Source organism: Deinococcus sp. AJ005, assembly GCF_009017495.1.
Classification (GTDB): Bacteria; Deinococcota; Deinococci; order Deinococcales; family Deinococcaceae; genus Deinococcus.
Window position 1 is genome coordinate 678423 of the sequence record NZ_CP044990.1, and the last position, 12207, is coordinate 690629.

Below are 12207 nucleotides of genomic sequence, written 5' to 3' on the forward strand. Positions count from 1 at the left end.
TTGCGGACGGTGCCTGCCTCGGGAACGATGTCTGGCTCACGCCCCGCATGCTACCCGGACGCGCTGGCCTGTGCGTTCAGGCCAGTGCGCTACTTTGGGGCCTGTGACCCGGCTGCCCGACACTGCTTTCCCTGGTACTGCTCTGCCCGATACTGTTCTGCCCGATTACGGCTGGCTGTTCTCGCGCACGCGCGCTGGCCGGGCACGGGGGCCGGGGGGCGCACGGACGCTACTGGACGCGCTCGGTTCGCCCGACACCCGCTTCCAGTCCATCCGCGTGATCGGTACCAACGGCAAGGGCAGCACCTGCGCCATGCTGGAGGCGGGACTGCTGGCCGCCGGGCTGCGCGTGGGCCGCTTCACCAGCCCGCACCTGCACGCCTACGAGGAACGCATCCGCGTGAACGGTGTCAACCTGGCCCCTGACCGAACACGCGACTTTATCGAGTGGGCCAAAATCCATGCCTCGGACGCCGCCTTCTTCGATCTGACCCTGGCGCTGGCCTGTCAGGTCTTTGCCGAAGATGGGATAGAGGTGGCCGTGATGGAAGCGGGCGTGGGCGGCAGGAGCGACGCCACCCAGACGCTGGGCAATGTCGTGGCGGTGGCGCTGACCAATGCGGACCTCGATCACACGGGGGTGCTGGGGTCCACCGTGGCCGAGATCGCCCGTGACAAGGCGGGGGCGGCCCTCCCTGGCGTTCCTTTGCTGACCACGGCTGTTGGCGAGGCACTGGACGTGGTGCGGGAGGTGGCGGGCGAGATCGGCGCACCGCTGCTGACCCCCCGGACCCATTCTGAACTCTTTGTCCTGCCCCACGCGCCCTGGCTGGAAGGCGCGCATCAGCACCTCAACGCGGCCCTGGCCGCCGCTACCCTGCGGACGCTGGGCCACGGCGACGGCATAGAGGCGGCGCTGAACGCCCGGCATCCCGTGCGCCTGGAACGCCTGAGCGTGGACGGCAAAACTGTGTTGTTGGACGGCGCACACAACCCACACGCCACCCGCGCCCTGGCCAGGGCCGTGCCCCATGCCGACGTCCTGCTGTTCGGCAATCTGGCCCGCAAGGACACCCCGGCCACGCTTGCGCCGTTGCTGCCGCTGACGGAGGTGCGGGTCTTCACGGCCACGGGCGATCTGGCCACGCCACCGCAGGAACTGGCTGATCGTTTTGGCGGCGCTGCCCTGCCTGATCCTGCCGAGGCGCTGGCTCACGCGCTGGCGCTGACCCCGGTGGGTGGCACGTTGCTGGTGGCGGGCAGCCTGTATCTGGCGGCGGACGTGCGGGGGCGGCTTGACAGGCTCTGAGTTGACAGGCTCTGAGTTGACAGGCGCTGAGAACTTGCTATACTCCGCTCTGCTCTGGATCGTTAGCTCAATTGGTAGAGCAGCTGACTCTTAATCAGCGGGTTGTAGGTTCGATTCCTACACGATCCACCACCAGAAAGCCTCGCCCAGTGCGGGGTTTTTTCAGTTCCCTGTTTTTGCGCCGACTGGCGGGCCATTGGAGAGTGTTTTGGCGGGCCGCCGGCTTCTCTGAAGGCCAGAAAACTCTGAAAATGCCTTCTGTGAAATCCGAGCGGACGCGAGGAGAAAAGAAGTCGGGTTCTGCGTATGGATTAAATCTTGGGCGCTTTCCCGAGGGTTTAAGGAATGAAGTGGAATCCGTATCAGTCTCGCAGCCCATTCGGCATCCGCTGGACGCACCTGTGCGTGGTTCGCGACGCTATTTCTGGGGCGTCATCTTCACCGTGGAGAGTGGCGCGGCGTGGAGTGGTAGATCGCTCTGCCGCTACCCTCACCCCCCTGAAGTGTGAAAACTGGGAAAAAGCTCATCCCAAACAGTCTTCTGTGCGGTTAAGATGAACCGGAGGTAAACAGGTTTGAATCACGCGTCTATCCGGGCTGCCCTGGCAGCGGCACTGGTGATGGGACTGGGACTGAGCGCCCTTTCCCTGACCCCAGTGAACATGACTTCACTTCCTGGCCCGGCCCTGGACTACAGCGGTCCCGTGGTCATCCGCAAGGGGGGCACGTACCGGGGCAACTGGCAGAGCCTGAACCCTAAAATTCCTGTGATCACCATCGCCACGCGCGAGCCGGTCATCATCGAGGATTCTTATTTGCGGGGGCGCGGGGACCTGATTCGCGGCTTCAACGTCGATCTGACCGTGCGAAACACCCACGGCTACGGCCTGAACCCCCAGGCGGATGGAGCCTATCCGGGGCGCTTCCTGGCCGTCGAATTCATCTCTAACCTGCGGGCCGAGAACAATTACCTGCAAGGCACTTCCGGGATGTACATCAACACCTTTCAGGGGGACGCGGCCAGGGGTCAGACCATCAAGATCCTGCGCAACAAGGTGCAGGATGTCGATGGCCGCTACGTGGACGGCACGGGACGCCCGACGGGCAGCCGATACAACGTGCAGGCGGTCCAGCTCAATCACGTCGTTGGCGTGCCCAACATCGAAATTGCCTGGAACGCGATGGTCAACCAGCCCGGCAAGAGTGCGCCCGAGGAAAACATCAATCTGTACGAGAGCAGTGGCACGGCCAGCAGCCCCATTCGGATTCACAACAATTATATCCACGGGGCCTACGCCGTCGATCCGCTGAAAGACAAGGCCTATTCCGGCGGCGGCATCATGCTGGGCGATGGCAGCGAGAAGGACCTGTCGGTGGTGGGCGGTTACATTGAGGTCTACCGCAACCAGATCATCAACACGTCCAATCAGGGCGTGGCCATCGCGGGCGGACACGATCAGCACGTCTGGCAGAACCGAATCCTGTCCACGGGCCGCCTGCCGGGCGGCGAGATCATTCCCACCGCGAATGTCGGCATCTACATGTGGGACATCCAGGGCGGCGCACGCCAGTCCCCACCCACCTTCTTCGGCAATTCCGTTCAGGACAACCTGATCGGCTGGACGCGCTTTCATGGCGACGGCAAGAGCTGGTACAACAACCTCTGGACCCCCAGTTGCACCAGCGCCACGCGCAGCGTCTGCCGCAACAACCGGGCCAGCGCCGTCGATGGGGACACCGAACGCGCGGAGCTGGCGCTGTGGCAGGGTAAATTGCGCGCCGCAAAGATGCTGGTCGGCCCCCAGAAACCGCTGCTCGGCCTGAAAAACTAATCGGGTAGGCAGAGGGTCGCGGCGATAGTCATTTATCTACACAACACATTCGCACAAACCCACTTTACTTTTCACAGTAGACGGGTAAAGTGTCGGGCGTGACTTGGCTCAAACCAGTAGACATTGCAGGGGACGCCCAGGCTGCGTACACCACCTTTCTGGGCGATCTGGACGCCCGCCTGAGCGATCCTGGCTGTGACCGATACGCCCTGGCGCGCGAGGTGCTGTCGCAGGCCATGTACGGGCGCAGTTACGCCGACCTGCTCAGCGACGCCCCGCTGGCCGCCCTGAACCTGGATGCCCGCAACGTGACCTTCGAGGCCGAGTCTTACCTGGCCACCGACACCGAGAAGTTCGCGGTGGTCAAGCCGCTGCTGTGGCTCTGGAAAAATCTGGACCTGACCCCCGTGGGTCAGAATCCGGTGATCGCCATTCCGCTGCGGCGCATCCTGGCTGGGCGCATCTTCAAACGGGTGGGCCGCGACTTCAAATGCTGGCAGAACGTGGAATTCAGCGTGGGCTACAACATGGAGGTCGGCAACGACGTGGTGGTCCACCGCCATGTGCTGCTGGACGACATCGGCGGCATCGAACTGCACGACAACGCCAGCATCAGCGATTACGTCAATATCTACAGCCACACCCACAGCGTGCTGGACGGCCCGGACGTGACCCTGCGCCGTACCGTGATCGGGCGCGGCGCGCGCATCACCTATCACAGTACGGTGCTGGCCGGAAGCGTGGTCAGCGACGACGCCCTGCTGGCCACCCACGCCCTGCTGCGCGGCGACATCGAGCCGCACGGCATCGCGATGGGCCTGCCCGCCCGCACCACCCGGTTGAAGTTGCGGGAATCCGGCGAGATCGGTAGCGCTGGCGTGGATTCCCGCAGCTACCCCCGCACGCCGGACCGCAAGGCCAATCCGCAGTTTCCTGAGCCTACCCCCGTCCAGACCCGCAGACTGGACGAGGACGGCACGGAGGCTCAACCCCTGGCGAAGTTGGTCGTCGGCGAACGCTGAAGCGACAGAGTCTGCTCAGGTTTCCGCAGTCTGATCGTCCACCAGCGCTTCTGCCGCCGCACCCTTGACCGCTTCCATGCCTGCTTTTGCGCTGTCCTCGCTGGCGTAGTTCTGGCTGCCGCCAATTACCTGACCATTGCCTGCCTTGAGGTTAAACCGCTTGCCGCTGGCGGTCATCTCGTACATCTTGTCGTTGGCGGCGTTCTTCTTGACCGAGGCGATGCCATTTGTGGCCGCCGCCCTGGTGGTGTAGCGCTCGCTGGTCAGCACGGTCTGGCCGTTGCCAGACACCAGATTGAACATGAACTGATCGCCGGACATCTTCAACACGAATTTCGCTGCCATAGGGATTCCTCCAGGGGGGTGAATTGTCGGTCTGTTTACTGTACATCAGGTCATGATCAGCAGCAGGGTCTGCTCTGGGGATAGGGTAAAAGCATGAGAAAGGCGGGGCTGGCTCTGGGCGTCTTGACGGTGTGCAGTTTGCTGGGCGAGTCGGGGCTGGGTCTCTCTGGTCCAGCGGTTCAACCGCCGCCCGCTGGTCTGTACGGCTGGGACTGGCAGATCGGCGCGCAGACGGCGGCCCAGGTCCGCGTTCCGTCGGGCCTCAAACTGATCGATCTGGACGGCTTCGAGACCACGGCGGCGCAGGTGGCCCAGCTTAGAAAACAGGGCCTGTACGTGGTGTGCTACATCAACGCCGGAAGTTACGAGCCGTACCGCCCGGATTCTGCGCGCTATCCGGCCCGGCTGAAACTGGGCGTGGACCCCAACTGGCAGGACGAGGCGTTCGTGGATGTGCGCGACGTCTTCCGGCCAAAGTCCGTCCTGGCCGATGTTCTGCGCGAAAGGCTGCAGATGTGCCGCAAAAAAGGCTTCCAGGCCATTGAGCCGGACAACCTCCAGAACGACGAGAACGTGCCGGGGGGCGTGATCTCTCTTCAGGATCAGGTGGATTTCTCCGGCTGGCTGGCCGACGAGGCGCACGCGCTGGGGCTGGCGATCTTCCAGAAAAACGGCCCCGATAAGGTGCTGCTGAAAGACCGAACCGGGCGGCGGCTGGCCGACAAGTTCGACGGCATCCTGAACGAGAGCTGCCACGAATTTGACGAGTGTGCGCCGCTGGCCGAGTATGTCCAGCGCGGTAAGCCTGCCCTGAACGTGGAGTATAAGCAGAAGTTGCTGAACTGCGCCGAGGCCAAGCAACTGGGTATTAACTCCATGTTCAAGGACCTGTATCTGCGTGGTGGGCGCGAGACCACTTACCGGCGCGTGGCCTGTCCAGTGAAGTAGCCCTAAAGATTCAGCCCCAGCATCAGCTCCAGATTCTGTACCGCCGCGCCGCTGGCCCCCTTGCCCAGATTGTCCAGCCGCGCCGCCAGCACCACGCGCTGTCCATCTACCGAGGCCCCATTCGCTGCCCCATTTTTTGAGCTGTAGACGAACAGTTCCAGAGCGTTGCTGCCGTTCAGGGACTGCGGATCGATGACGGCGGGATTCTCAGCTTCAGAAAAGACGCGCACAAATTTTTGCCCGGCGTAGTGGGCCGCCAGTGCGTCCCGAAGCGCATCTGCCGTCACACCCAATTCGCCCAGATGCAGCGGAATATTCACGGTCATGCCCTGCGCCCAGCCGCCCACATGCGGCGTGAAGATGGGCGTGCGCGACAACCCGCCGTAGTGCATGATCTCGGGCACATGCTTGTGGTCCAGCGTCAGGCCGTAGCTGATGAAATCGCCGCGCATGGGGTGGGCCTCGCCTTTCTCGTGGGCGTCCACCAGCGCGCGTCCGCCGCCGCTGTAGCCGCTGTAGCCCTGGATGGTCAGGGGAAAATCGCCGGGAAGCAGGCCCGCCGCCGTCAATGGGGCCAGCAGCGCAATCGCCCCGGTGCTGTAGCAGCCCGGATTGGACACCAGCCGCGCCGTGCGGATGTGCTCCGGCTGAGTGGTGTTCAATTCGGGAAAGCCGAAGACCCAGGCCGGATCGGTACGGTGGGCGGTGCTGGCGTCCAGCAGTCGTGCAGCCGGATTGGTGGTCAAGGTCAGCGCCTCGCGCGCCGCGTCGTCGTGCAGGCACAGAACGCTCAGGTCTGCCGCGTTCAGCAACTCGGCCCGCGCCCCCGCGTCCTTGCGCCGTGCCGGGTCAATGCTCAGCAACTCGATATCGATTCTGTTCTGGAGGCGGGTGCGGATTTGCAGGCCCGTGGTTCCGGCCTCGCCGTCGATGAATATTTTGGGTTTAGCCATCTTGAGTCTTCTCCTTTCGTCCCGCCTGCCACTCCCGCGCCAGCAGCCCGTACAGCGCGTCGTCCGTCCATGCTTCCCGGTGCCAGTAGCTTTCCAGCGCTGTGCCCTCGTGGCGAAAGCCTGCGCGGTTCAGCAGCGCGGCGGCGGGGGCGTTGCGCGGGTCGATGTGGGCGTAAACACGGTGCAGGGCGTGTGGGCCGAACAGTTGCGCCAGCAATAGCCCCAGCCCCTCGGACGCCAGCCCGCGTCCCTGGGCGTGGCGGGCCAGCGTGAAGCCGATCTCGGCCTGTGCGCCGTTATCAGGGATGGCCCGATTGACCGCGAAATCTCCAAGCAGTTCCCCGCTACTGGCATCCACCAGGGCCAGTTGCGTCCAGCCCGGTTGTTCTGGCGTGCGCGTGTACATTTCCTCGATCAATGCCTCAGTCTGGGCCAGCGTGTAGGGCAAAGCCCAGCCCTGGAAACACGCGATTTCTGGATCATTGCGGTAGGCCGTGAAGGCGGGGGCGTCCTCGGGGCGCAGGTGGCGGAGAACGACGCGGTGGGGGGTCATGGATAGCACCGCCGCACCAGTTCGGCTAGATCGCTCTTGGCCGGTTCTCCCGCAGCAATGCGGGCCAGCAGTTCGGCAGGCGTCAACCACCATGCCTCGCTGAAATCGGCGGGGTTGAAGTCAGGCGCGCTATCAGTCCTGATTTCGTAGACGCGCATGAAGGCGCTCAGTCCGGTTTCAAATGGGGAGAGAACGGCAATTTCTCGCCAGTCCAGTGCGTCCACATCCAGACTCAGTTCTTCCAGCGTCTCGCGCTTAAAGGCGCTGAGATAGTCCTCGCCGCGTTCCACATGGCCGCCCACGCTCATATCCAGACAGTTCGGAAACATCCGTTTGGAGGCGGTGCGGCGTGGAATCCACAATTCGCCGCGCGAGTTGGTCAGAAAGGCGTTGATAACGCGCACGGGCTGACGCTTGGCCCAGGCATTTTCCCGCGTGATCTGGCCGATGACCTGATCGTGACGGTTGACCAGATCGAGCCATTCATCCTGTTCACTCATCAGGGTCTTGCGCAGGAGTTGGAGGGTGATGCGGCCCTGCTCGTCTGTAACGAAACAGCACACGTCGTCCTCCGCGATTCCCAGCGCTTGCACCGCCTCCGCCGGAAGCGTGATGGCCCCTTCAGCGTCCACTGTGACGATTCCCGCTTGCATGTTCACACCCTAGCGTCGAACGCTCACCACCGTGGTTTCATGTCGCCCATCAGGTGGTACAGCAGCGCCTTTTGCGCGTGCAGGCGGTTCTCGGCCTGATCGAAGACGCGGCTCTTGGGGTGTTCGGTGGCTTCCGGCACGGTTTCCTCGCCGTAATGGGCGGGGAGGCAGTGCAGGAAAATGCCGTCTGGGGCCAGGGTATCCAGCATGCCCGGCGTGACCTGATATCCCTGGAAGGCGCGGCGGCGGATGTCGGCCTCGGCTTCCATGCCCATGCTGATCCATACGTCGGTGTACAGCACGTCCGCGCCCTCAATGGCGGCCAGATCGTGCGTCAGGGTAATGCGGGTGCCCTGCTGCACAGCGTCCATCAGCACGCCCGCGTTGGGTTCGTAGCCCACCGGGGTCACGATGGTCACGTCGCTGCCGGTCAGGATGCCCATGTGGATGTGGCTGTTGGCGAGGTTGTTGCCATCCCCGATATAGACCACCCGTTTGCCACGCAAGTCGGTGCCGAATTCTTCCTCGATGGTCTGGTAGTCGGCCAGCAGTTGCGCGGGGTGCAGCATGTCGCTCAGGCCGTTGATGACCGGAATGGCGGCGTGATCGGCCAGCTCGTGCAAGGTTTGCTGAAGGTAGACCCGGCCCATCACGCCGTCCACCCAGCGTTCCAGGTTGCGCGCCACGTCGGACACACGTTCGCGGGTGCCCAGGCCGATCTCGGTGTTGCTGAGGGTAATGGCGTGGCCGCCCAGTTGGTACATGCCCACGTCGAAGGTGGTGCGGGTCCGCAGGCTGGACTTCTCGAACACCAGCGCCAGACTCAGGCCCGACAGTGGTTTGACGCCGCGCCACTCGCCGCGCTTCATAGAGTGGGCGGTGTCCATCACGGCGCGCAGTTCAGAGGCCGACATGTCCAGATTGCTCAGGAAGTCGCGCCCTGCCATCACCGGAGTGGGCAGGGTCTCCGGGGTCAGCAGCGTGTTTTTATTCACCTGTGATACAGATGGTGCTTTCGTCTTCTCAGGCTTCAGTGCCTTTTTTGCGGACTTGGTGGCCTTCGTCATAGGCAAGGAGTATACGCAGAGAACGTTTAATCATGCATCCAGCGAAGGGGGACGGCCTTTTCCGGCGCGGCGTTACACTTTTGCCCACATGACCGCTTCTGCCCCCGTGCCCGCAACCCAGCCTTTGGGGACGCGCGGCCTGCTGCTGGCGCTGCTGATCACGTTGATCTGGGGCCTGAATTTCGTGGTGATCAAGTGGTCCGTGGACGACGCCCCGCCGCTGCTGGTGGCCGCCCTGCGTTTCGCGGTGGCGGCGGTTCCGGCGGTGTTTTTCGTCAGGCCTCCCGCCGTCCCCGCCCGAATTTTGTGGGGCTACGGGGTGGCGGTGGGGGTGGTGCAGTTCGGGCTGCTGTATCTGGCGATTGCGCTGGGCCTGAACGCCGGGCTGGCCTCGTTGCTGATGCAGATTCAGGCGTTCTTTACGGCGCTGCTGGCCGCCGCCTTTCTGGGCGAACGTATTCAGCCGTGGCAGGCGGCGGGCATCACGCTGGCCTTTGGGGGCATGGCGGTGATTGGGCTTCTGTCGGGCGGGGAGGTCAGCCTTCTGGGGTTGGGGCTGACGCTGGTGGCCGCGCTGGGCTGGGCGGTCAGCAACCTGCTGGTGCGGGCCTCGGGCGGCGCGAACGTCTTCTCGCTGGTGATCTGGAGCAGCCTGATCGCCCCGGTTCCGCTGACCGTCATGTCGGGCGTGGTCAGCGGCTGGGATGCGGTGGCCCGCGCGCTGTTTCACGGCGGCTGGGAGCTGTGGGCCGCCGTGCTGTATATGGGGCTGGCCAACACCGTGCTGGGCTTCGGCGTGTGGTCCCTGCTGATCCAGCGCCACGGGGCCGGGCGTGTCGCGCCGCTGTCACTATTGGTCCCCGTGTTCGGGTTGATTTCCAGCGCCATCGTCTACCACGAGGTCTTTCCGCCCGGCAAGGTGGTGGGCGCGGCGCTGATCGCCGTGGGGCTGCTGCTGCATGTGTTTGGGCGGCGGGTGTGGCCGGTCAATCGGGCAAAGTCCGCCGCGCCACATCCTTGAAGGCCAGCGTCAGCGTGGTCAGCAGCAGAACGGGCCAGACCAGTTGTTCGGGCGTGTCCAGCCACGTCCAGCGGAAAAAGCTGATCAGTTGCCCCAGATCGGCGTTCAGCGGCAGCGCCAGCAGATCTGGCGTGCGGTCATAGCTGTCTGTAAAGCCCACGCTCAGCATGGGTTGATCGTGAAAGCCCAGCGCGCCCAGTTCCATCAGCCACACGAAGACGCTGCTTAACACGGTGGCGAGGATGGCGGGCAGGCCGGGGCGCAGGTGCGGCCACAGGTGCCGGGTCAGGATATGGGCTGAAGTGCCGCCCAGTGCCAGAGCGCCCTCCACAAACGGCTCGCGCAGCACCGCCCCGGCGCGCACCGCCACCAGCCGCGCCGTCAGTAGGGCCACACCCAGCGCCAGCACCAGCCGGAAGGAGTCGCGGCCCAGCAGTAGGACCAGCGCCAGCAGCACCATCGCCTCGCCGGGCAGGGTGATGCGGGGCCGCCACGCCAGCCACAGCCCCAGTGCCAGCCCCGGCAGCAGCCCCAGCGCCAGCACGCTCAGCGACACCAGCAGCGAACGCGCCAGCCCGCGCTGAAACAGGCACACGCTGTCGCGGCCCGCGCGGTCTGTGCCCAGCGGGGCCAGGCGGCTGCCCACCCGCAGCGGCGGAATCAGCAGCTCCGGCGTGGCGTTGGCACTCGTGACTGGTCCCCGAATGATCGGACGCAACGGGCATTCGGTGCGCGGGGCCAGCAGCGCCAGCAGCAGCAGGGGAAGCAGCAGCCACCTCATCCGCCCGTTTCCTTATCGGCCCCAGCGCGCGGGCGCGGATCCAGGTGGGCAGCCAGCGCGCGGCCCACAGCGGCAAACAGCAGTGCCAGACCCAGCAACGCGGCCAGTGACGCCGAGAGCGTCTGTGCCTGAAAGGGCTGACCGTCCGCGCCCGCGAAGGTGCCCTGCAAGGCCACATAGACCTCATTGCCCACGCCGGGGAATTGCAGCAGCCCCTCGATCACCGCCAGCGACAGGGCCAGCCCCAGCACGTCCCCGGCCAGCCCCGCCGCGCGCCCAGGCAGGGCCACGCGGGCGGCCCGGCGCAACACGGCGCGCTCGCTCAGGCCCATTGCGCGGGCCACGCGGCTGTGATCGGCGGCCAGCGCTTCTCCGGTGGCGTGCTGTGTGGCAAGTGCGGCGCGAGTGGCGGCGGGCAGGGCCAGCGAGGCGACGATCAGCGTCAGCATCAGCGGGGACCACGCGGTCAGCGGAAAATCCCAGCCGCGCGGCAAGGTCACGGCCAGCCCCGCGCCCACCCCGGCCACCAGCAGCAGAAAGGGTGGAAGGCCCTCTAATACCCACAGCACGGGCCGCGCAAAACGTCCCAGCAGGGCCGCCAGCACCCATGCCAGCAATAACCCGCCCAGCAGATAGGTGCCGCTCAGCAGTGCCAGAGGCAGCACCGTTGCCAGTACGTCCGGCCTGAAAATGCCCAGCAGTTGCGCCGGGTACTCCGCCATGCGCTGCGGCAGAGGAATCTGCCGTTGCATACCCAGCAGCAGCGCGGCGTGCAGCAGCAGGAATGAGGCCAGGACGCCCAGATGACCACCCCGCCGATCCGTTCGCACAGCGCCCAGTCTAAGCCGCTCGGCTACCCTGTCTCCATGTCCCCCTGCTCCCCTCAACTGTTCGACAGCCACCTGCATACGCCGCTGTGCGGCCACGCCACGGGCACGCCCCGCGAATACGCGCAGGCCGCCCTGGACGCGGGTTTAGCGGGCCTGTGCTTCACCGATCACTGCCCGATGCCCGCGTGGTATGACGCGCCGTGGCGGATGCGCCTGGATCAGTTGCAGGAATACGTGGATGAGGTCCGCGCCGTGCAGGCTGACTTCGCCGGACGCCTGGACGTGCGGCTGGGCTTGGAGGCCGATTTTCACCCCGGCACCGAGCGTTTCGTGGAAGGGCTACTGAGCGCGCACGACTGGGATTACGTGATCGGCAGCGTGCATTACATCGGCGCGTGGGGCTTCGACAACCCGGAATTTGTGGCCGAATACGAGGCGCGTGATCTGGCGGGTCTGTATGGCGATTACTACGCGCTGATAGAAGGCGCGGCCCGCTCCGGCCTGTTCGACAGCATCGGTCATCTGGACTTGCCCAAGAAATTCGGCCACCGTGACCTCGGCGGCGCGGCGGTGTTGCGGGCGCTGGAGGCAATTGCGGAGGCAGGACTGGCCCTCGATTTCAACACGGCAGGCTGGCGCAAGCCCGTGGCCGAGGCGTATCCCTCGCCGGACTTGGTGGGTGAGGCTGTCAAGCGCGGTATCCCCTTTGTGCTGGGCAGCGACGCGCACCAGCCAGGGGAAGTGGGCTACCGGTTTGGGGATGCGGCGGCGTTGATTGCAGGGGTGGGCGGACAGGTTGTGACGTATGCGGGGCGGAAACGCTTGGTGTAAACGGCTCTCGCCCCTCCCCGGTCAAGTCATAAAGGGGTCTGCCCCAAACCTTCTGATCTCGC

Annotated in this window: 13 protein-coding genes and 1 tRNA gene; 7 read left to right on the forward strand and 7 right to left on the reverse strand. The window is 64.9% G+C overall.

The annotated features are described in order from the left end of the window. Positions 1-112 precede the first annotated feature (112 nt). The 4 genes from DAAJ005_RS05215 to DAAJ005_RS05230 all read left to right on the forward strand — a co-directional run bounded on the left by DAAJ005_RS05215 (position 113) and on the right by DAAJ005_RS05230 (position 4163). Positions 113-1309 (forward strand): glutamate ligase domain-containing protein, encoded by a 1197-nt coding sequence (locus DAAJ005_RS05215; protein WP_370519817.1) that lies wholly within the window; start codon positions 113-115, stop codon positions 1307-1309. 56 nt (positions 1310-1365) lie between these two features. Next, positions 1366-1441: transfer RNA gene (locus tag DAAJ005_RS05220), tRNA-Lys, on the forward strand. Positions 1442-1884: 443 nt separating this feature from the next. After that, entirely contained in the window at positions 1885-3141 is a 1257-nt protein-coding gene (locus tag DAAJ005_RS05225; protein ID WP_151846190.1) for a hypothetical protein, read from the forward strand. Between the two features lie 98 nt (positions 3142-3239). Continuing rightward, positions 3240-4163 carry an acyltransferase gene (locus DAAJ005_RS05230; protein WP_192930873.1) on the forward strand — a complete coding sequence of 308 codons (924 nt, stop codon included), beginning with the start codon at positions 3240-3242 and terminating at the stop codon, positions 4161-4163. Between the two features lie 15 nt (positions 4164-4178). Here the strand turns inward: DAAJ005_RS05230 and DAAJ005_RS05235 are convergent, their stop codons facing one another. Continuing rightward, positions 4179-4508 carry a YegP family protein gene (locus DAAJ005_RS05235; protein WP_151846191.1) on the reverse strand — a complete coding sequence of 110 codons (330 nt, stop codon included), beginning with the start codon at positions 4506-4508 and terminating at the stop codon, positions 4179-4181. Positions 4509-4601: 93 nt separating this feature from the next. On the opposite strand from DAAJ005_RS05235, the gene DAAJ005_RS05240 reads away from it, so the two are divergent. Beyond that, positions 4602-5456, forward strand: a complete 855-nt coding sequence (locus DAAJ005_RS05240) for an endo alpha-1,4 polygalactosaminidase (protein ID WP_151846192.1) — start codon at positions 4602-4604, stop codon at positions 5454-5456. A 2-nt stretch (positions 5457-5458) separates the two neighbouring features. Here the strand turns inward: DAAJ005_RS05240 and argC are convergent, their stop codons facing one another. From argC to argF, 4 genes are read right to left on the reverse strand one after another with little or no spacing between them, the layout of a single operon-like run. Beyond that, positions 5459-6409, reverse strand: a complete 951-nt coding sequence (argC, locus tag DAAJ005_RS05245; RefSeq protein ID WP_151846193.1) for an N-acetyl-gamma-glutamyl-phosphate reductase — start codon at positions 6407-6409, stop codon at positions 5459-5461. Continuing rightward, complete coding sequence (locus tag DAAJ005_RS05250; protein WP_226342585.1) at positions 6402-6962, reverse strand: GNAT family N-acetyltransferase; 561 nt, start codon at positions 6960-6962, stop codon at positions 6402-6404. Before DAAJ005_RS05250 ends, argC begins: the two co-directional genes overlap by 8 nt. Further along, on the reverse strand, positions 6959-7615 hold the full coding sequence (locus DAAJ005_RS05255) for an NUDIX domain-containing protein (protein WP_304523500.1): 657 nt from the start codon (positions 7613-7615) through the stop codon (positions 6959-6961). The genes DAAJ005_RS05250 and DAAJ005_RS05255 overlap by 4 nt, the downstream gene beginning before the upstream one ends. 23 nt (positions 7616-7638) lie before the next feature. Next, positions 7639-8682, reverse strand: a complete 1044-nt coding sequence (gene argF / locus DAAJ005_RS05260; protein WP_151846195.1) for an ornithine carbamoyltransferase — start codon at positions 8680-8682, stop codon at positions 7639-7641. Between the two features lie 88 nt (positions 8683-8770). Here argF and DAAJ005_RS05265 point away from each other — a divergent pair, with 88 nt between their 5' ends. Beyond that, positions 8771-9703, forward strand: coding sequence for an EamA family transporter (locus DAAJ005_RS05265; RefSeq protein ID WP_151846196.1), 933 nt, complete (start codon positions 8771-8773; stop codon positions 9701-9703). Here the strand turns inward: DAAJ005_RS05265 and DAAJ005_RS18875 are convergent. Further along, positions 9669-10484, reverse strand: a complete 816-nt coding sequence (locus tag DAAJ005_RS18875; RefSeq protein ID WP_192930874.1) for a hypothetical protein — start codon at positions 10482-10484, stop codon at positions 9669-9671. The genes DAAJ005_RS05265 and DAAJ005_RS18875 overlap by 35 nt on opposite strands. Continuing rightward, positions 10481-11314, reverse strand: a complete 834-nt coding sequence (locus tag DAAJ005_RS05275) for an ABC transporter permease subunit (RefSeq protein ID WP_192930875.1) — start codon at positions 11312-11314, stop codon at positions 10481-10483. The genes DAAJ005_RS18875 and DAAJ005_RS05275 overlap by 4 nt, the downstream gene beginning before the upstream one ends. A gap of 36 nt (positions 11315-11350) precedes the next feature. Here DAAJ005_RS05275 and DAAJ005_RS05280 point away from each other — a divergent pair, with 36 nt between their 5' ends. Next, positions 11351-12145: a histidinol-phosphatase HisJ family protein gene (locus tag DAAJ005_RS05280; protein ID WP_151846198.1), complete on the forward strand. Its 795-nt coding sequence runs from the start codon at positions 11351-11353 to the stop codon at positions 12143-12145. Positions 12146-12207: the final 62 nt, after the last annotated feature.

Bases quoted from the DNA above. Each gene is read 5' to 3' on its own strand.
- DAAJ005_RS05235 (WP_151846191.1), bottom strand. From the start codon at position 4,508: ATGGCAGCGAAATTCGTGTTGAAGATGTCCGGCGATCAGTTCATGTTC.
- DAAJ005_RS05280 (WP_151846198.1), top strand. From the start codon at position 11,351: ATGTCCCCCTGCTCCCCTCAACTGTTCGACAGCCACCTGCATACGCCG.
- DAAJ005_RS18875 (WP_192930874.1), bottom strand. From the start codon at position 10,484: ATGAGGTGGCTGCTGCTTCCCCTGCTGCTGCTGGCGCTGCTGGCCCCG.
- DAAJ005_RS05250 (WP_226342585.1), bottom strand. From the start codon at position 6,962: ATGACCCCCCACCGCGTCGTTCTCCGCCACCTGCGCCCCGAGGACGCC.
- argC (WP_151846193.1), bottom strand. From the start codon at position 6,409: ATGGCTAAACCCAAAATATTCATCGACGGCGAGGCCGGAACCACGGGC.
- DAAJ005_RS05265 (WP_151846196.1), top strand. From the start codon at position 8,771: ATGACCGCTTCTGCCCCCGTGCCCGCAACCCAGCCTTTGGGGACGCGC.
- argF (WP_151846195.1), bottom strand. From the start codon at position 8,682: ATGACGAAGGCCACCAAGTCCGCAAAAAAGGCACTGAAGCCTGAGAAG.
- DAAJ005_RS05255 (WP_304523500.1), bottom strand. From the start codon at position 7,615: ATGCAAGCGGGAATCGTCACAGTGGACGCTGAAGGGGCCATCACGCTT.
- DAAJ005_RS05240 (WP_151846192.1), top strand. From the start codon at position 4,602: ATGAGAAAGGCGGGGCTGGCTCTGGGCGTCTTGACGGTGTGCAGTTTG.